11 protein-coding genes and 1 riboswitch are annotated in these 20,410 nt (G+C 45.5%); all 11 genes read left to right on the top strand.

Features of this window, described 5'->3' with window-relative positions; genetic code table 11:
* The first annotated feature begins 383 nt into the window (after positions 1-383).
* A complete protein-coding gene (locus G636_RS0103590; RefSeq protein WP_026506908.1) occupies positions 384-8,879 on the top strand; it encodes an InlB B-repeat-containing protein in 8,496 nt (2,831 codons plus the stop codon).
* Positions 8,880-9,110: 231 nt separating this feature from the next.
* Positions 9,111-10,262 (top strand): ABC transporter substrate-binding protein, encoded by a 1,152-nt coding sequence (locus G636_RS0103585; protein ID WP_026506907.1) that lies wholly within the window; start codon positions 9,111-9,113, stop codon positions 10,260-10,262.
* 287 nt (positions 10,263-10,549) lie between these two features.
* Positions 10,550-11,437: a branched-chain amino acid ABC transporter permease gene (locus G636_RS0103580; protein WP_026506906.1), complete on the top strand. Its 888-nt coding sequence runs from the start codon at positions 10,550-10,552 to the stop codon at positions 11,435-11,437.
* A gap of 11 nt (positions 11,438-11,448) precedes the next feature.
* A complete protein-coding gene (locus G636_RS0103575) occupies positions 11,449-12,492 on the top strand; it encodes a branched-chain amino acid ABC transporter permease (protein WP_026506905.1) in 1,044 nt (347 codons plus the stop codon).
* Positions 12,492-13,256, top strand: a complete 765-nt coding sequence (locus G636_RS0103570) for an ABC transporter ATP-binding protein (protein ID WP_026506904.1) — start codon at positions 12,492-12,494, stop codon at positions 13,254-13,256. Before G636_RS0103575 ends, G636_RS0103570 begins: the two co-directional genes overlap by 1 nt.
* A 15-nt stretch (positions 13,257-13,271) precedes the next feature.
* Positions 13,272-13,982 (top strand): ABC transporter ATP-binding protein, encoded by a 711-nt coding sequence (locus tag G636_RS0103565; protein WP_026506903.1) that lies wholly within the window; start codon positions 13,272-13,274, stop codon positions 13,980-13,982.
* A 4-nt stretch (positions 13,983-13,986) separates the two neighbouring features.
* On the top strand, positions 13,987-14,628 hold the full coding sequence (locus G636_RS0103560) for a cytidylate kinase-like family protein (RefSeq protein ID WP_026506902.1): 642 nt from the start codon (positions 13,987-13,989) through the stop codon (positions 14,626-14,628).
* 88 nt (positions 14,629-14,716) lie between these two features.
* Entirely contained in the window at positions 14,717-15,337 is a 621-nt protein-coding gene (locus G636_RS17180) for an ABC transporter ATP-binding protein (protein ID WP_051226466.1), read from the top strand.
* A gap of 74 nt (positions 15,338-15,411) precedes the next feature.
* Positions 15,412-16,626, top strand: coding sequence for an ABC transporter permease (locus G636_RS0103550; RefSeq protein WP_026506901.1), 1,215 nt, complete (start codon positions 15,412-15,414; stop codon positions 16,624-16,626).
* Positions 16,623-17,726 carry an ABC transporter permease gene (locus G636_RS0103545; RefSeq protein WP_026506900.1) on the top strand — a complete coding sequence of 368 codons (1,104 nt, stop codon included), beginning with the start codon at positions 16,623-16,625 and terminating at the stop codon, positions 17,724-17,726. Before G636_RS0103550 ends, G636_RS0103545 begins: the two co-directional genes overlap by 4 nt.
* A gap of 30 nt (positions 17,727-17,756) precedes the next feature.
* On the top strand, positions 17,757-20,159 hold the full coding sequence (locus tag G636_RS0103540; RefSeq protein WP_026506899.1) for a Tex family protein: 2,403 nt from the start codon (positions 17,757-17,759) through the stop codon (positions 20,157-20,159).
* Positions 20,160-20,276: 117 nt separating this feature from the next.
* Positions 20,277-20,388, top strand: a riboswitch (SAM riboswitch).
* The last annotated feature ends 22 nt before the right edge of the window (positions 20,389-20,410 follow it).

The following is a 20,410-nucleotide window of genomic DNA, read 5'->3' as shown; positions in this document are numbered from 1 at the left end:
CAAAATAATAATATCGAAAAAGCGTATAAAACTTGTCTGTATTTGACAAAATAATACCCGATAATGACATGTTGCAAATCCATTTTAAAATGTGATGGTTTTGATGATGTTTTGTTTTTTATTATAAAGTAAATATATGAATAGTATAAATTAGGAGGGGTATCCTCTGATCGTAAGATCAGAAAAAGATAACGGAGGAGAAAAAAAGAAAAAGGGGATAACAGCATAGATCGTAAAGACATCGCCGGAAGCAGAACCGGCTGGACTTGTAAGTAAGACATTATTCATATTAACCAGTTTCCTTAAGGCTTACTAAAGCCATTAAATACAAACCTTATTAAGTACAAACTTATTCAACGTACAAGGCTATAGGAGGAATGGATATGAGTAAACAAGTGAAAAGATTTCTAGCTGTACTGTTATCACTTGCGATCACTGCAACCACGGTAGGAGGAAACGGTTTTTCTCTTAACGTGCATGCTCAGGATGGAGAGCAGGAAGTAGTTGCAGAAGTCGCAGAGAGCGAGCCTGCTGTAGCAGAGGCGGAGCCTGTGGCTGTTATGAGCTCTCCTGAAGCTCCCTCCGATGAAGCTCCCGCTCCTGCTCCTGAAGAAGCTCCCGAAGCTCCTGCTGTGGAAGCTCCTGAAGAGGAAGCACCCGCATCCGAAGAAGCGCCGGCACCTGCTGAAGGCGCATCTGTCAATGTGCCATCTGAATCTGATGACACAACTTCCGCAAATCCCGAAGAGAATAATGAAGAAGCTTTAGTTGCAGCACCCGAAGAGGCAACAGCTCCCGAAACACCTGCTGAAGAAGCAGCTCCTTCTGAAGAAGCTTCCGCAGCTGTATATGCTACAGTCAGCTACGCCGCTTCTGAAGGCGGAATTGTTAGTCTGGAATCCGAAACAGTAGATATCTCATCTGAGTATCATATTGAAGGCTCAACGGCTATCCCTTCTGATGGCTACATCTTTAGTAACTGGACAGTTGGAGAGGAACTGGTATCCGAGAGTGCTACCATAGTTCCTTCCATAGTATCCGGTGACATTACTTATACTGCTAATTTTGCTCCCGCTCCCGTAGTAGAAGAGGAGCCTGTAGTAGAAGAGAAGATCGTAAAGGTTACTTATAAAGCAACTAAGGGCGGCAAAGTATCTATCTCCTCAGAAGAAGTAGATATTAATAAAGAAGATGCAGCTTTTGAAGGTGCTACTGCAACTGCCTGGAACGATAAGTATACATTTACAAACTGGACAGATGAGGACGGCAACGAAGTTGGAACTGAAGCCCTTTTTGTTCCTGCTGATATAGAGGAAGATGCCACCTTCACAGCAAACTTTGTAGCTGTAGAACAGATGCCTGCTATCTCTGTAAGGAACGAGAGACACGGAGACCTCATTGTTACAGTCGAAGCAGAGGAAGGCCTCTTCCCTGAAGGCACAGGAATCGCTATCAGTTCTGTATCTGATCAGAGAGCTCTGGCTCTTGCTCAGGAAGTAAAAGAAGACGCTACAGACGCCAAGGCTGTAGATATCAAGTTCGTATATAAGGGCGAAGAGATCCAGCCCGCTGATGCAAAATATGTTCATGTAAGTCTGAAGCTGGTAGAGGCTATGGAAGGTGAAGACTTTGCAGTCCTCCATCAGCACGACGGTGAAGTAAAAGAGATCTCTGATGCTGAGCTTTCAACAAAGGTAACAGATGGAGAAGAACTTGTTACCGCTACATCATTTGATGTCAACAATTTCTCAGTATTCATCGTAGTTGGTAGTGACGTGCCAAGACTCTCTGTTACTTTTATGAATGGCACTAATGAGATCGATACAATGTATGTAAAAGCAGCTGATACAGCTGAGGAAGTTGCTACTATAATATATGATCCCGGCGCAGGCAATCTTGCTGATGGCCAGGTATTTAAGGGCTGGACAACAGAAGAAAATTATACAGCCTCTACACCTACACTTACTATAGAAGATGTACGAACAGCAGCGATGTCCAAGGTGGCAGGACTTACTGATGATGACAGTATTACATACTATGCTGTTATCTTCAAACAGTTTACAGTTACCTACGTTGACCAGAACGGTACAGCTCTGGGAACTGACGTTAAAGAGATCCCTGTTACAGAGACAAGCACCTCCTATACTGTAAATATGGGCTTTATCACAGACGACAGCCACAATTTTGAAGGCTGGATCGTATCTGATGGCAAGAGCAATATCGTTGGCTATCCTAGTGGAGCACAGTCAGAGGTGGTTGACGGTGAGCAGAGATACTATTATGAAAATGATTCTGTGATAACCATTACAGGAGACATCCTTTTCTCAGTTACCGCCCCTGAAGGCCACTGGCTTATCTTTAATGAAAACGGTAAGGGCGGAACCTATAACGCACCCAGATTTATCAAGACCGGAGAAGTGACCAGTGATGAAGGCTTACTGGATATGATAAGGAACGGTTATACCTTTATAGACTGGTATACCGGAGAACCTTCTGAGCTTGGTGCAGATCCTACAGGTGAAGTATTTGAATTTGGTCATACCATAGCAGAGACTACTACAGTCTATGCAAAGTGGCAGGCAAATGCCAGAGCTAATTATGTAGTACTGATATGGAGACAGAATGTGGCAGGAGACGGTTATGACTTTGTAGAGTCCGTAACTGTTGAGAATGCTGCTGTTGGATCTACCCCTTCTGCAGTTAATGCTACCACCGGCGTAGTACAGGGCGGCACCTACAAGGGCGAGACCGGTTTTACATTTAAGAATACAGATCAGGCTACTAAGAGAGTTGCCCCTGAAGGAAATACAGTAGTTAATGTATATTATGATCGTAATAATATAACATTTAATTTCTACCTCTATGGCTATGCATATACTGCTACTACAGCTAACAACGGTACACAGTATGGCCTTGTTGACGGACAGTATGTTCAGCTGACAAGAAGCGGTTCAACTTGGAGATATTACTCAGGCGGATGGCATACTTATACCGGTACAAGGTATACCCGTAGCAATAACCAGAACTGGAATCTCTATACTACAATGAGCGGCCTGTATGCTTCCACTCTTGAAGCCAATAACTATACATGGCCAAATGAGTATGACTGGTATTCAGGTTATAATTACCAGAATCAGGGTTCAGGAACCAGAACAACATTCCTCGATGCATTTATTCCTACCAGTAATAATACAACAGTTAATTTCTATGCAAAGGAAATTGAATCAGGTAAACATATATATTTCCTGAAACAAAATCCTGAAAAGAACGGTTATACAATTTCTGATACCGTTAATACTGCAGCAAATAGTTTCCATCTGTCTGATAAGTATAACGGATTCAAGTGCGTGGCATGGAACAATGAAAACAGCACTAGCAGCTGGCATCAGGTTGGTAGTCTGATGAATAATGATGGAAACTACTACTATGATGCTAATCCCGGAACTCCCGGATATCAGACTTCTACAATAGCAAATAGTGGATTATACGTATACTTTGACCGCTTAGAGTACTCCATACTCTACTACGACGGAGCATACGTTGATGGCAATAATAATCCTTTAGCAGAGGACAACCGCGGAGAATTACACGAAGCTAACGGCATTACATACGGCGCAGATATTACTTCTTATAATAAGGACGGAGATAATTATTTTGTACCTGAAGCTATAACAGGATATGCATTTGAAGGCTGGTATCTGGATGATGCCTGCACTCAGGCATATACTTTCTCTACTATGCCTCAGGGCGGACTTACCGTATATGCAAAATGGCGTCAGGTTCAGTACCGAGTATTCCTGCATCCCAATGCAGGTACTGATACTACTCTTACATGGGGATCTGAAAGTCAGGATATGAACTTCCGTGTATCCTATGGCGGCAAGATATCAGCTCCTACAGGACAGAGAAGAGGCTATGAATTCTTTGGCTGGTACACTGATGAAGGCTGTAATAAGGCATTCTCAGCAGCAACTGTTCTTAATGAGACAACAGTGACAACAGCTTATGACAAGACCAAGCATATGACTGATCCCATGGATAAATGGGGAAATGGTGCTACGTCTAATGGTGATGTAGACAGATTCTGGATCACAAAGGAATTTAATCTCTATGCTAAGTGGAGTGAGATCACTATTGGTTCAAGAGGAATTGGAATCATCTATGATGTAGGAGAAGGAACAAATCCTCCCAGCGACAATGTCCTTTATGTAGACGGATCCTCTGTCAGCGCAGGCGCAGCTCCGACTCCTCCTGAGAAGAAGGTATTTGATCACTGGCAGCTTCAGAAATGGAATGGCAGTGAATATGTAGATACTGAAACTTCAGTTCTTGCAGGTGCTACATTTATAGCCAAAAAGAGTGATTCCAGGATTACACTTCTTGGATCGAATACTGTAGTGGCTCCTGAAGACGTAGTAGAAGGTAATCAGTACAGTTATGACGTTCAGCTGATAGCAGTCTATAAGGATATAGAAGAGAAGACTCCTACTCATATTGACTGGTACAGCAATTACGGATCAGAAAACGAAGGTAAAGGAATTCTTTATCATTCGGATTCACCTGTCAAGATCAACGAGGCAGTAGATATTGTCGGAGCTCAGTCAAGAGAAGGCTATGTATTTAAGGGCTGGACCAAGGCTCAGGGCGGAACAACTGCTGATTTCCTGGTATGGACAGGAAACGGATACACTGACGTAAACGGCAAAGAAGCTACTAAGGTTGCAGCTGATGAGAAGCAGCCTTATGAAGATCTCTTTGCAGTATGGGAAGAGGATGAAGTAACAATTAACTACGCAGTTGCTGCAGACAGCACAGGATATGGCTCAGTAAGTCCTGAATCTGAAACAGTTAAGGTGGAGAGCGGAACAGCAGCAGGATCTACAGCAACAGCAGCATCTGATGCATACCTGTTTGATTACTGGTCTGTTGACGATTCAGAGGACAGGCTTAGCGAAAACGCAGAATTTGTACCTGACAGGAATGCAAGTGGATTCTATGAAGCTCATACCTATTATGCACATTTCATATTAAATAAGGTGGATGTAACAGTACATCATTATCTGAAGGGAACAACTACTAAGGTCAGTGATGATGTTACAGAATCTGCAACTATCGGATCCGAATATACAGCAGCTCCTGTTACCAAATATCAGGAAAAGGATCTGACAGTGGATTCCTATAATCCTTCTCAGTCTGTTACAGTATCAGAGGATAACAATGAGATCACAATCTATTACACACTTCCTCTGACGATCACAGCAGATACTCTTGACAAGGATTATGACGGAACAGCCCTTGATGGTAACTACACTATAGAAGGCGCTCTTGATGCAGATGCTGATTCTATAAGCGCAGCCCTTGGCACAGCTCCTTCCATTACCAAGGTATCAGAAGGACCAAAGAGCTATCTTACAGAAGATGAGCAGGCAGCGATCGCTGACTTGCCCGGCTACTACACTGTAAGCTTCGAAGAAGGTACACTTACCATCAATCCTGTAGAAGTCACTATTACAACAGGAACTAATAGCTTTGTATATGACGGACAGGAGCACACATGGCCTGAAGCAAGCATCGCAGGACTTCAGAATAATGAAACAGCTACAGTAACAGCTACTACAGTAGTAAAGGATGTAACTCCCAGCCCTGTAGATAATGAGTACAGCATTGACTGGGGCGATACAGACAGTAGTAACTATACAATAAAAGAAGAGCTTGGAACCCTTGAAGTGACTGCAAATGATGACGCGATCGTGATCCAGGCAGCCAGTGATGAAAAAGATTATGACGGCAGCAAGCTTGAAAAGCCTGAACTGGTAACAACAACTCCCGAAAACCTGCCTGCAGGTCTCTATGTAGACGCAGTAGTTGCTACAGACAAAGATATCATCAATGTAGCCGACTCTGAAACAGGAAACAACAAGGTTAAGAGTTATGTTATCAGAGATGCGAAGGATAACGACGTAACAGCAAACTTCTCAAATATCACAAGCGAGGATGGTACACTTACCATCAAACCTGTAACAGTTACTGTTAAGACAGGAAGCAATGTATTTGAGTATGATGGACAGGAACATGACTATCAGGAAGGCAAAGGCATTGAAGGCCTGGTAAATGGCGATACGGCAACAGTGACTGCAACCGGTAAGGTTAAGGAGATCACCACAGAGCCTGTAAAAAATGACTACACAATTGAATGGGGCGAAGGAGTAGATCCTAAGAACTATTCTATCAGCGAAGATCTTGGTGAGCTCAGCGTAGTCAAGAATACTAATACTATCACCATTAAGGCAGCAAGTGCCAACAAGACCTATGACGGAACAGCTCTTGTAAAGAACGAGCTTGAAACAACAGATCCTGCGGAACTGGGACTTCCTGAAGGCTTCAGTATTTCGGCAACAGTATCCTCTGATATGCCTGTTATCAAAGTAGCAGACACTCAGGATGGCAATAATAAGATTATTGACTATACCATCACAGAAGATGCAACAGGCGAGGATAAGACTGATAACTTTACAGTAGATCCTCAGAACGGAACACTTACCATCAAGAAGAGAGTCATAGAGCTCAAGACCAACCCCGGTACCAAGAAGTATGACGGCACACCTCTTACCAAGGGTGCAACAGTATCAGTAGCAGGCAACGAGCCTTTTGACATCCCTGATGATCATGAAGGTGCAGCTACCACAGTAGCACTTGTAGGAGATGAAACAGCTCAGGTAACAGTTAAAGGCAGCCAGACCAAAGTTGGTAAGAGCGACAATACCATAGATATTGACTTTGGTAACTATGAGGCTGGTAACTACGATGTACAGACAGTTTCTATCGGAGAACTGGAAGTACTCATAGATGACGAGACACTCATTGTACTGACTGCTCCCAGCGATGGCAAGGTATACGACGGAACTGCCCTTACGGCACCCGGTACAGAGGAGAATCCTGTAAGCGCAACAGGACTTCCTGAAGGCTATACAGTAGAGGCAACAGCAAGCGGCAGCCAGACAGATGCAGGCGTAGGTGACAATATAGTTGATGACGGATTTGTGATAAGGGACGCTAATGGCGAAGACGTAACCGGCTTCTACACCAATATCGAGAAGGCAAAAGGCAAGCTTACAGTTACTGAAAGAGAAGTTACAGTCAGCTCAGTAGAAGGCACAAAGGAATATGATGGAACACCTCTTACAAAGGGTGCAGATATCGTGGTAAGCGGAGTTGATAGTCTTCAGACTATTAAGGATGATCACGAGAACAAGCCTTTTACAGTAACCCTTGCAAATGAAGAGAAGATAGAGATCACTATAAAAGGCACCATCACAGATGTAGGCACTGTTACCAACGACTTTATTGTAGATTGGGGTAGTGTAAATAAAGATAACTACAAGCTGATCGAAGTGAAGAAGGATCTGACAGTAACACCTTATAGCAAGGAAGTAACAGTAACAGCACCAAATGCTGATAAAGAGTACGACGGACTGCCTCTCAGAACCGGAGAAGAAGGTGAAGAGATCGAAATTGAAAACGTAACAGGTCTTCCTGAAGGATTAACAGTTAAGGCAGTTACAGAAGGCTCTATCACCAATGTTAAGGAATCCGGCGAAGGCAATAACCCTATAGCTGCTGGATCGATCAGGATCTACGACGCAGATGGCCTTGATAAGACCGGTAACTTTGCAAAGATTGTAGATAAGCCCGGTAATCTTACAATTACCAAAGCGCCTCTTACAATCGTTACCAAGTCAGCTGAGAAGGAATATGACGGACTTCCTCTAACAGCAGGATATGTAAAGCCTGATTTCAAGAATGGTGAGATAGCAGAGATCACCACAACAGGTTCAATTACAGATGTAGGAACACAGAAGAATGACTATACTATCGAATGGACAACAGCGGATCCTGACAACTACGAGCTTGATGAGAGCATAGGTGATCTCACCATTACCAACCGCACCACACCTTTCGAAGTAATAGCTTCCGTACCTACAGTAGAAGTAACTTATAACGGACTGCTCCAGAAAGACTTTGACTTTAGTCTCGAGTGCAAGGCAGAGCCTTCACCTGTAAGAGAATTTGTACAGCAGACAAAGAGACTTTTGAATAAGCTCATTGCCATCACAGCAAGTGCAATGACCAAGGAAACAGCTACACCTATCACACCTGTTGCAGGCGGACCTACATATACAGTAACAGGAGTAAGAGTAGCTACCGAAGGAACCGACGTTGCGATCTATAAGATGGTAATGGATTTCTCAGAAGCCAAGGTTGTGGACAAGGATAACAATGATGTGACAGGCCAGTTCACATTCAAGGAGAGCAGTGAAGAAGGCAAGATGGGTAACCTCATTATCAATCCTGCACCTCTTACCGTAACAACCGGATCAGCAACAAAGGATTATGATGGCAATCCTCTTACCAATGATAAAGCTAGTCTAAACGGTCTCCAGAACGGCGAGATAGCAAAGGTTAAGGCAACAGGAACCATTACCAATGCAGGCAAAACTCCCAATACCTATACCATTACATGGGATACTGCAAAGGCATCCAACTACAAGATAGTAGAGAAGCTTGGAGTACTCAGGATCAATCCTGTATCAACACCTACTCCTCCTCCTACACCTACACCGGTTCCTACACCTACACCTGCTCCTCCTACCGTTATAGCTCCTACACCTGCACCTCTTGCAGCTGATGTACCTGCAGTACTTGGAGCAAGAAGAGAGCCTGCAGTGACAGATGAACCCGCAGTACTTGGAGCAAGCAGAAACGTACAGACAGATGATTCCATTAACAGCTTCCGCAGATGGATCATCATCCTTATCAGCGCAGGAATATCCATCAGTCTTATACTGATCGGAAAGCGCAGAAGAGAGGACGAGGAGTGATAAATTGCTCCCTAACAAAATAGCAGGTGGATCATTCCACTTTAGCTGTAGTTGAATAAGTTTCAATAAGGTGCGAAGCCCCGGTCCAAGCGACCGGGGTTTTGCACGGAGGGGGAAAGCATACTTGATCAATTTTATCACTTTGACTTGACAACGCGTCACAGTATGTCATAATTATTCTAAATTGTATACATGCATCCAAATACATGCATTATTCAGGAGGGATTCATTATGAAGAAGAAACTTGTAAGTGCGGTAATGACTGTCGTAATGACAGCAGCGGTACTGGCAGGATGCGGATCAAAATCTGCCAGCTCAGATACTTTTAAGATCGGTGTTATCGGACCCTTTACAGGCGGTGCAGCAGCTTATGGTAATGCTGTTCAGTGGGGCGCCAAGATCGCTGTAGATGAGATCAATGCAAACGGCGGTATTGGTGGCGTTCAAATCGCTTTCCAGGCAGAGGACGACGAGCTGGATAACCAGAAGTCAGTCAATGCATACAACAGCCTTAAGGACTGGGGAATGCAGTTCCTGGTAGGTTCTACAACAAGTGCATGCTCCATCGCAGTATCCGAAGAGTCACACAACGACAATATGTTCCAGATAACACCTTCAGGATCTGCAGCAGATTGTGTTAACTATGACAACGTATTCCGTGTATGCTTCTCCGATCCCGCTCAGGGAGCTGCATCTGCAGAGTACATCGGAAGCCATGGCGTTGCTTCCAAGATTGGTATTATCTATGACAGCTCTGACGTATATTCATCAGGTATCACAGATACATTTGTAGCAGAGGCTGCTAACCAGGGACTTGAGATCGTATCTCAGGAAGCTTTCACAGCTGATTCCAAGACAGACTTCTCCGTACAGATCCAGAAGGCTATGGACGGCGGCGCAGAGCTGGTATTCCTTCCTATCTATTATTCAGAGGCAGCTCTGATCCTTCAGCAGGCCAACACAATGGGCTTTAGTCCTATCTTCTTTGGCTGTGACGGCATGGACGGTATCCTTGGAGTTGAGAACTTTGATACTTCACTGGCAGAGGGACTGATGCTCCTTACACCTTTCTCAGCTGACGCTAAAGATGATCTGACTCAGAACTTTGTTAAGAAGTTCCAGGAAGAGCATGATATCGTTCCCAACCAGTTTGCAGCAGATGCTTATGATGCAGTATATGCTATCAAGGCAGCTGCAGAGAAGGCTGATATCAAGCCTGACATGTCAGTTAGTGATATTTCAGAGGCTATGAAGGGTGCTATGGTAGAGATCAGCGTTGATGGTCTTACATCTTCAGGCATGAAGTGGGATGCATCAGGTGAGCCTACCAAGGAGCCCAAGGCTGTTGTTATATCAGGCGGCGTATACACACTGGCAGATTGATCTGACTTTTAGTCGCTGCGTTCCAAAAGATATGTAAATATGCCGTTTGGATTCGGCATAGTCGAAGGGCCTGTTTACCTTATTTGTACCCGGCCCGGTTTGAACTTGATAACATCATCGGCAGCCTGTCATGGATTTGGCGGGCTGCCTTTGGTTTTATTTTTGCTTTAAAGAAACTCTTTGCGAATATATGGTTTATGCAGTGAAATTAATCTGCGATTGTTGGATTATTATTTTCTTTGGGGTAAAATGTTAGATAAAGGTTTTTGGGAAAGGGGAGAGTTTTCATGAATTTCCTGACATATTTGATAAGCGGCATCAGTCTGGGTAGTGTATATGCCATTATAGCCCTGGGTTACACTATGGTATACGGCATTGCCAAGATGCTGAATTTCGCACATGGCGATTTTATAATGGTAGGCTGCTATGCTATTTTTTCCATAGTATCTGCCACGTCCGGATCACCGGCAGGGATGATCCTTGGAGTAGTTGCAGCTACGGTTATCTGTACACTTGTGGGTGTGACCACGGAGAGGGTGGCATACAGGCCTCTTCGCGAAGCAGGTTCCCCTCTTGCCGTTCTGATCACTGCCATTGGTGTGAGCTATCTGCTTGAGAATCTGGCACTTCTTATATTTGGTTCCGATCCCAAGTCATTTACTCCTGTTATTACCTGGTCAGGTATCAGCATAGGGGCACTGAGGATCCAGGGCGTGACAATCGTAACTATTGCTGTCAGCCTTTTGGTGCTGATATGCCTTACATGGTTTATTGGAAATACAAAGAGCGGTCAGGCTATGCTGGCTGTAGCACAGGATAGAGGCGCTGCTACCCTGATGGGTATCAATGTCAATAAGACTATTACCATGACCTTTGCCATAGGCTCAGCTCTTGCGGCTATAGCAGGAGCACTGCAGTGCAGCGCATATCCCACACTTACTCCTTATACAGGAGCTATGCCGGGTATCAAGGCCTTTGTTGCAGCTGTTCTTGGTGGAATAGGCTCTATTCCCGGAGCTATGATAGGCGGCATCCTATTGGGTATCATTGAGATCCTGGGCCGCAGCTATATTTCATCTCAGCTGGCAGATGCTATTGTATTTGGAGTACTTATAGTCGTTCTCCTTGTCAGACCTACAGGAATCCTGGGCAAGAAGATCCAGGAAAAAGTATAAGGGGGATGGCCATGAAGAAGATCAAACTTAGTAAAGAACATAAGACCTATATAATGGTCATAGCTATTTATATAATCGTAGAGATACTTATGGCTGCAGGAGTACTGAGCAGTCATATCAAGGGTCTGTTGGTACCTATGGTATATTATGCCATTGCAGCCGTAGGCCTTAACCTCTGCGTAGGTATTCTTGGAGAGCTTTCTATTGGACATGCAGGTTTCATGTGCATAGGAGCTTTCTCATCTGCTATTTTTTCTAATCTTGTTAAGGATATATTGCCGGGAGGCATCAGATTCCTCCTTGCTTTTGTAGTTGGCATCGCCTTTGCGGCACTTTTTGGTTTCCTGATAGGTATCCCCGTACTCAGGCTCAACGGTGACTATCTTGCTATCGTGACTCTTGCTTTTGGCGAGATCATCAAGAATGTCATCAATGCCGTGTATCTGGGCTTTGATGGAAGAGGACTCCACGCATCATTCACCTCAGCTTCTGCTATGGGACTGGATGCAGGGGGCACCACTATCCTCAACGGACCTATGGGTATAAATGGTACTCCCAGAGATGCCAATTTTACCATTGCCATGCTGGTACTGCTTATCACCCTGTTTATAGTACAGAATCTTATAAAGAGCAGGGACGGACGTGCGATCATGTCCATAAGGGACAACAGGATCGCTGCTGAGTCTATAGGAATAGACATCACCAGGTTCAAGATACTGGCCTTTACCATCTCCGCAGCTATTGCAGGAGCCGCAGGCGTGCTCTTTGGACATAATATATCCTCTCTTCAGGCTACCAGCGGTAACTTTGGCTACAATATCTCTATATTGATCCTGGTATATGTGGTGCTGGGCGGAATAGGCAATATCAGAGGCAGCGTTATTGCGGCCGGTATTCTCTACATGCTGCCTGAGATGCTCAGAGGACTTAATGCATATCGTATGCTCATCTATTCTATAGTCCTTATAGCCATGATGCTCTTTAACTGGGCACCGGGAGCCAGAAAGTGGAGAAGCAGAGTATTTGGAAGATTTGTTAGAAAGGAGGCAGCATAATGGCACTCCTTGAAGTAAATGATCTTAGTATTTCCTTTGGCGGACTTAGAGCCGTTGATGATCTGTCATTTTCAATTGAAAAGGGAGAGCTCTACGGACTGATAGGTCCCAACGGAGCAGGCAAGACAACGGTATTTAACCTTCTTACAGGTGTGTACAAGCCCACAGAGGGTATCATCAGACTTGACGGTGAGGATATCACAGGTAAAAAGACTGTTGATATCAACAAGGCAGGCATTGCCAGAACCTTTCAGAATATCAGATTGTTCAAGGAACTTCCTGTTATCGACAATGTTGCAGTAGGTCTGCAGAATATAGAAGGCTGCATGTATTCCACACTGGACTCCATTCTTCATACACCCAAATATCACAAGGTTGAAAAGGAGATCAGGGACAGATCCATGGAGCTGCTCAAAGTCTTTTCCCTGGATGGGGAGTGGGATATCATGGCTTCCAATCTGCCCTATGGTAAGCAGAGAAAGCTGGAGATCGCAAGGGCTATGGCTACATCACCAAAGCTTCTTTTGCTAGACGAGCCTGCAGCGGGCATGAACCCCAACGAGACTGCGGAGCTGATGGATACAATTTCCCTTATCAGGGATAAGTTTGGTATGACCATCCTTCTGATCGAGCATGACATGAAGCTGGTAAGCGGTATATGCGAGAAGCTTACAGTGCTTAACTTTGGCCGTGTGCTCAAGCAGGGCGTGACCAAGGCTGTACTGGAAGATCCTGAAGTTATCAAGGCTTATATTGGAGAGTAAGAGAAAGAGGTTCACATGGCATTACTGGAAGTCAGTGATTTAAAGGTATATTATGGTGTTATACAGGCTTTGAAGGGGATATCCTTCAAGGTAGAAAAGGGAGAGATCGTAGCTCTTATAGGGGCTAACGGCGCAGGTAAGACTACCACTCTCCATACTATAGCAGGTCTCTTAAAGGCAGGAAGCGGATCTATTATCTACAAGGATAAGGATATCAGCAAGATCCCCGGACATGAGATCGTATCCATGGGAATGGCTCAGGTGCCTGAAGGAAGGCGCGTATTTGCAGATATGACAGTGGCGCAGAATCTTGCACTTGGAGCTTTTACCAGGACTGACAAGAAGGAGATCGCAGATACTCTTGCTCAGATATATGACAGGTTCCCAAGGCTTTCAGAGCGTCAGAACCAGCTGGCAGGTACCTTGTCAGGAGGAGAGCAGCAGATGCTGGCTATGGGCAGAGCCCTCATGTCTCATCCTGATATCATCCTGATGGATGAACCCTCCATGGGTCTGTCTCCGCTCCTGGTCAATGAGATATTCGATATTATTGAGAGCGTTCACAAGGATGGTACCACAGTCCTTTTAGTAGAACAGAATGCCAAGAAGGCTCTATCCATAGCCGACAGGGCGTATGTTCTGGAAACCGGCAGCATATCCATGGAAGGCAAGGCATCGGACCTGCTGCATAATGAAGCTGTAAGAAAGGCATATTTGGGAGAATGATCGTATGAAAAAGATTGTAGTGACCATTGCCAGGCAGTATGGAAGCGGCGGCAGGACTGTTGGAGAAATGCTGGCCGAGGATCTGGGTATCCATTATTATGACAAAGAGCTGATGAAGCTGGCTTCAGACGAGTCAGGTATCAGCGAGCAGCTCTTCGTACAGGCGGATGAAAATGTCAAAGCTACCAATCCCCTGGTCCGCAAGGTAAAGAAGAGCATATATAAGGGTCAGCTCCTAAAGCCTGAAAGTGAAGATTTTACATCTGACAAGAACCTCTTCAATTATCAGGCTGAGATAGTCAAAAAGCTGGCAGAAACTGAGCCTTGCGTAATAGTAGGCAGATGTGCGGATTATGTCCTTAGGGATTATGACAACGTGGCCAGTGTATTTGTTCATGCTCCCCATGATTTCCTCATGGAGCAGGCTGCCAAAAAGCAGCCCATGAGGGGCAGAGAGCTGGAGAAATATATTGAGAAAGTAGATAAATACAGGGCTGATTACTATGAGTACTATACAGGCGAAAAATGGGAAGATGCCCGTAACTATGACCTGTGCCTGAATTCCGGAAGATTGGGCTTTGAGAAGTGCGTGGAAGCCATAAAGGCCTATCTGAAAGTCAGGTTTGGAGAAGACGTATTTGATTGATCAGGCCATTTTACCCGAGGTGCTATGAATGACCTCGGGTTTTTAACTGTTGTTAGATTTGTTTACGGCCTGCGTGGAAGGAGAGTAAATGCTGGAGGTAGGGCATATAACTAGATCATATGGGAGAAAGGCGGTCCTTAGGGGTGTGAGTTTTAATGCCCGCCCCGGGGAGATGGTAGCTATCATAGGCAGGAATGGCTGCGGCAAGTCTACTCTTCTTCGTATCCTTGCGGGGGTAGATCCCATGCAGAAGGGCAGAGTGACCTTCTGGGGAAGGGAGGCGTCGTCTGACAGGAGGCTCTTTAGCAAATATACAGGCTTTTTGCCCCAGGATGATCCCCTGCTTGATGAGCTGACTGTCAAGGATAATCTGAGCCTTTGGATGAAGGACAAGGGAGAGGATTACAGGGAGATAATAAGGGAGTTTGACCTTGAGCCTATCCTGGGCCAAAAGGTATCAACTCTATCCGGAGGCATGAAGCGGCGTACTGCCATAGCCTGCGCCTGCGCCGGAAGACCCCCTGTCCTTATCATGGACGAGCCCACATCTTCTCTTGATATTTATTACAAAAAGGAGATAAGGGACTGGATGCAGTCTTTTATCCGCGGAAACGGTATCATCATCGCATCTACCCATGATGAAGCGGAGATAGCAGAGAGCAGCAGGGTATATCTTATGGAAGATGGGATCTTGCGGCCTGTAAGATAAGGCTATGAAGAAACTACTGAGCCTATATATGTCTGATATATACAGATATACTGGGAATAAACGGAGCCGACGCTATGCTTGCAAGATATATACGAATTGAATACAAAAGAGTACTCATACAGCTCTGTAGGATGAGCCTGGCCCTTATCATGTCCCTGGCGGTGACTTTTGGCATGTCTTATGCCATCACTGGTATTATGGAGCATCTCACAGAGCAGGGAAGGATAGAGGTAGCCATGGTGCTGCCCGGGGGCGATGAGGGCAAGTCTCTAAAGGCCTTCTCCAGGCTTATTGCCTCCCAGAAGAGTGTCAGTGAAATATGCGACATTGTATACATGGAAGAGGACAGAGCTGTGGCAGCTATAGAGAGCGGGGATATCGCAGCGGCTATTATCTTTGGGCAGGGCTTTATCCACGATGTGATGACAGGCATCAATACTCCTGCAAGAGTTATCCTTCCTTCCCATACAGACCTTTTGACAGATACCTTTAGGGAGGAACTTACAAACGGCGTATCTCTTATCAGAACAGGAGAAGCGGCGATCTATTCTGTGACTGAGGCTGGACTATACAGCTATCCTCTCATAGTTGACAGGGCTGATATGGAAGAGACCTTAACAGACCTTCTGATGTCTCTTGCCCTCAAACGTGTGAACTATCTGGGTACAGAAGGAGTATCTGTCTACGGAGGCTTATCTCCTTCGGGATATTTTGTGGCCGGATTTATGGCTTTTTTTCTATTCCTGTCAGGCATATCCTTTGCAGGCTTATACAGTGCGCAGGATCTGGCCCTGAGGCGGAGCTTGTCCCTTAGGGGGCCGGGAGCTGTTGCCGGGAGCATTATCAGAACGATGGTGATGGCGTCTGTCTTGGTCCTTGAAGGGCTGGTGACAGGCCTTCTTATAAGCAGGACTCATATTGTTTATTCTGGCAGCGAATTTACTATGAGCTTTGGGATGCTCCCTGCGCTTATAGCCGCAAGCTTTTCTATGGCGGGAGTCTTTCACTTTATCTACAGCCTCTCCCTTAATGAGCGTAATAATATAATGGTGACTGTGCTGGCAGATATACTGATGATGCTATTGTCGGGACTTATCTTTCCGGTAGCTTTTTTGCCTGCTCATTTTGAACTCTTATCCCGTATTTCCTTTATGACGGCCTGGAGGAGCTGCCTGATCCTGGGTCTTATGGGAGAAGCGGGGGGCACTGCGGTGGTGGTATCTCTTATGATAGGGGCTGCGGGACTCATAGGAGGCGCACTCATGCAGATGAGACGGATGAATTCATGAAGACATATATACTTCTATTCAAAAATCGCATACAACAGCCACTGACCTGGGTGATGACGCTGATGCTCATAATAGCGGCCCTGATGATCTATTATCTCTCTCTGCCGGGACCTATGCAGCGCAGGGTCCTGATATATGATCAGGGAAAATATGAGAATGGATCAGACCTCCCCTCTTCCAAATATGCCTCTTTGGAAATGCAGGACTATTCAGGTCTTCTTATAGATAAGCTCCTATATATGAGCAAGAGATCTGCAACTGTATTTGATTTTGAGGAGTGTAGTGACCCGGAGGAATTAAAAGAAGGGGTGGCATCAGGAAGAGCAGACTGCGGTTTTATCCTTTCTGAAGATTTTGACAGGATTATCAGTGAATGTGAGATAACAGAACTGGCAACTCTTGTGACCTCATCCTATTCAGCCAGGAGTGCTGTGGCTTCTGAGACCTTTTTGGCTACGGTCTTTGAGATCGCAGCGCAGGAGTATACATTATCTATGAATGAGGAGCTCTTTGGAAGAGATGATCCTGAGCTCTCAGAGCTTATCAGTGGCAGATTCGATCAGCTCCTGGGAAGTGATGAGGTCTTTGCCTTGGATTATAAGACTGTGGAAGGTGTCGAAATAGAGAGAGCTGGAGATGATAGGGTATTTCCTTTCGAGGGCCTTGTGATGGTCATGGTCACCATGGCGGCTCTTGCTGCAGGTGTTTCAGGCGAAAAAGGATCTGCTGCATTTGCAGCTCGCTATATGGCACCTTTAAGGCGAAGACTCTTTTTATTGGCGGACAGAGCCGCTTTTGTGACACTTCCTGCTATTTCCGGATTTGTGATACTGATGATCGCCGGTTTTGGAGAAAAAGGCACAGGGATTGCAGAGAATGGCCCTGTCAAGTTATTATTGTATATGCTGATGGTCATATACCTGCTGATTTGGTCAGGTTTTGTGACAGCTTTATTCAGATCAGCAGCGGGGATCACACCCTGGCTTCCCGCTTTCTTTATAGTGCAGCTGATACTATTTTTTGAGCAAGGCCCGGGGGCGGAGTATTTGTCATATCTTTTTCCTGCGGGTTTATATAGCAGGCTGCTGATACTTTTTTGAATCCAAGAAGAGAAATACAAGGAGTGATACATGGACATTTTACAGAAGATCACAGAAGAACTTAAGGTCAGCAAATGGCAGGTAGAAGCTGCAGTCAAGCTGATAGATGAGGGCAGCACTATTCCCTTTATTGCCAGATACCGTAAGGAGGTGACAGGCTCACTTAACGATGAGCAGCTTCGCGACCTGGATGAGAGATTAAAGTACTTAAGAGGACTGGAGGAAAAGAAGGAGAGCGTCCTGGCTTCCATTGAAGAGCAGGGCAAGCTCACTGATGAATTAAAGGCCAGGATCATAGCTGCCGAGACAATGGTGGCAGTAGACGACCTCTACCAGCCCTATCGTCCCAAGAGAAAGACAAGAGCCAGCGTTGCCAGGGCCAAGGGCCTGGAGGGACTGGCAGACATCATAAGAAGCGGCGCTATCAGCCTTGATGAGCTTATGGCAAAGGCTGCTGAATATGTCAATAACGACGAAGCTACTCCCGAAGAAAACAGGGTAGCCAATGTAAAGGATGCCATAAAGGGTGCAGAAGACATACTGGCAGAAGACCTGGCAGATGATGCTGACGTAAGGACTTATGTCAGAGATGAGACCTTTGACAAGGGTATCATAGTATCCGTTGCCAAGGATGAGAAGGCGGAGAGTGTATACGAACAGTACTATGCTTATGAAGAGCCTGTCAAAAAGATCCTGGGTCACAGGGTATTGGCTATCAACCGTGGTGAAAAAGAGAAATTCCTGAATGTAAAGATAAACGGACCTGAGGAGCAGATACTCCTTTTTCTGAACAAGAAGTTAAATCCCACAGGAGAAGAAGCGCTCAGCCCTGTTATCAGCGAGATTTGCAGCGATTCCTATTCCAGACTCATTGCACCTGCTATAGAGAGGGATATCAGAAATGAGCTGACAGAGAAGGCTGAGGATTCTGCCATTGATGTATTTGGCAAGAACCTGCAGCAGCTATTGATGCAACCTCCCATTGCCGGAAGGACTGTGCTTGGCTGGGATCCTGCATTCCGTACCGGCTGCAAGCTGGCTGTAGTGGATCCTACAGGCAAGGTCCTGGATACCAAGGTCATCTTCCCTACAGCACCCCAGAACAAGGTGGAAGAGAGCAAAAAGGAAGTCAAAAAGCTCATTGATAAATACGGTATCAGCCTGATATCTGTAGGCAACGGCACAGCTTCAAGAGAGTCCGAGCAGGTCATCGCTGAGCTGATAAAGGAACTGGATAAGCCTGTTCAGTATGTGATAGTAAATGAAGCAGGAGCTTCCGTATATTCAGCCAGCAAGCTGGCAACTGAGGAGTTCCCTAATTTTGACGTAGGTCAGAGAAGTGCTGCATCTATAGGAAGGCGTCTCCAGGATCCTCTTGCCGAGCTTGTAAAGATAGATCCTCAGTCTATCGGAGTAGGCCAGTACCAGCATGATATGAACCAGAAGAAGCTGGGCGAAGCCTTAGGCGGCGTGGTAGAAGACTGTGTAAACAAGGTGGGCGTAGACCTTAATACCGCATCCGCTCCCCTTCTTACTTATGTATCCGGCATCAGCAAGACCGTTGCCAAAAATATTGTGGATTATCGTGAGAAGAATGGCCGCTTTAATTCCAGAAAGGATCTCCTTGGGGTAAAGGGCCTGGGACCCAAGGCTTATGAGCAGTGCGCGGGCTTCCTGAGGATACACGACGGTGAGAATCCTCTGGATGATACTTCGGTACATCCGGAATCCTATGAAGCTGCTCTTGGCCTTATGAAAACTCTTGGTATCACCATGGAGGATGTAAGGATCGCTCAGAAACAGGCCATGAAGAGCACCAGTGCAAAGCCTGCGGCTTCACCTGCTCCAAAGAAAAAGCCAAAGGATAAGTTTGTAGTCAGAAATACAGGAACTGCCATGGGCGCGGCCCTTGCTGCAGCTCTTGGAGGAGTGGTACTGGAAGCTGATGATAATTCGGCTGCTAAGGGAAATGAACGAAAGTCCGTCCGGGGAGCAGCTTCTGATAATGCAGCTGTGACCAAGCAGACAGGAACTCTTTTGGGAAGAGTAAAGGATAAGGCTGCTCTTGCAAAAGAGCTGGGCATTGGTGAGATCACCCTCACAGATATCATCTCCGAGCTGGAAAAGCCCAGCCGTGATCCCAGAGAAAGTATGCCTGCTCCTATCCTTCGCAGTGACGTTATGGATATGAAGGATTTAAAGCCCGGCATGGTACTTAAGGGCACGGTCCGCAATATCGTAGACTTCGGTGCTTTTGTAGATATAGGTGTCCACCAGGACGGTTTGGTACATGTATCCCAGATCACAAGCCGCTTTATCAAGCATCCACTTGAAGCAGTGAGCGTAGGGGATGTGGTCAAGGTCCAGGTGCTTGATGTGGATGTGAAGAAGCAGAGAATCTCCCTGACCATGAAGATAAAGGAAGAGAACTGAAAAAAATATTTTACCTCTTGATTAATACAAGATCAGATAGTATTATAAGATGAACGTTAAGAGATAATCATATCTCAGACGCGTATGATCATTTCCCAATTGAATACAGATAATATTCTCTTATTCAGAGTGGTGGAGGTACATAGGACCTGTGAAGCCACGGCAACCCCTTTATCAAGGAAGGTGCCAACCTGAGCGAGTATTGAGCATTTGATTCGAGCAATAAGGGGATTTGATTAACTTTAAATCAG

Source organism: Butyrivibrio sp. MC2013, from assembly GCF_000424585.1.
Lineage (GTDB): Bacteria > Bacillota > Clostridia > Lachnospirales > Lachnospiraceae > Butyrivibrio.
This window is presented reverse-complemented; position numbering and strand designations above follow the sequence as displayed.

Excerpts from the sequence above, each read along its gene's own strand:
- G636_RS17180 (WP_051226466.1), top strand. The coding sequence starts at position 14,717 with ATGCTGGAGGTAGGGCATATAACTAGATCATATGGGAGAAAGGCGGTC.
- G636_RS0103590 (WP_026506908.1), top strand. The coding sequence starts at position 384 with ATGAGTAAACAAGTGAAAAGATTTCTAGCTGTACTGTTATCACTTGCG.
- G636_RS0103560 (WP_026506902.1), top strand. The coding sequence starts at position 13,987 with ATGAAAAAGATTGTAGTGACCATTGCCAGGCAGTATGGAAGCGGCGGC.
- G636_RS0103575 (WP_026506905.1), top strand. The coding sequence starts at position 11,449 with ATGAAGAAGATCAAACTTAGTAAAGAACATAAGACCTATATAATGGTC.
- G636_RS0103550 (WP_026506901.1), top strand. The coding sequence starts at position 15,412 with ATGCTTGCAAGATATATACGAATTGAATACAAAAGAGTACTCATACAG.
- G636_RS0103545 (WP_026506900.1), top strand. The coding sequence starts at position 16,623 with ATGAAGACATATATACTTCTATTCAAAAATCGCATACAACAGCCACTG.
- G636_RS0103570 (WP_026506904.1), top strand. The coding sequence starts at position 12,492 with ATGGCACTCCTTGAAGTAAATGATCTTAGTATTTCCTTTGGCGGACTT.
- G636_RS0103540 (WP_026506899.1), top strand. The coding sequence starts at position 17,757 with ATGGACATTTTACAGAAGATCACAGAAGAACTTAAGGTCAGCAAATGG.
- G636_RS0103565 (WP_026506903.1), top strand. The coding sequence starts at position 13,272 with ATGGCATTACTGGAAGTCAGTGATTTAAAGGTATATTATGGTGTTATA.
- G636_RS0103580 (WP_026506906.1), top strand. The coding sequence starts at position 10,550 with ATGAATTTCCTGACATATTTGATAAGCGGCATCAGTCTGGGTAGTGTA.
- G636_RS0103585 (WP_026506907.1), top strand. The coding sequence starts at position 9,111 with ATGAAGAAGAAACTTGTAAGTGCGGTAATGACTGTCGTAATGACAGCA.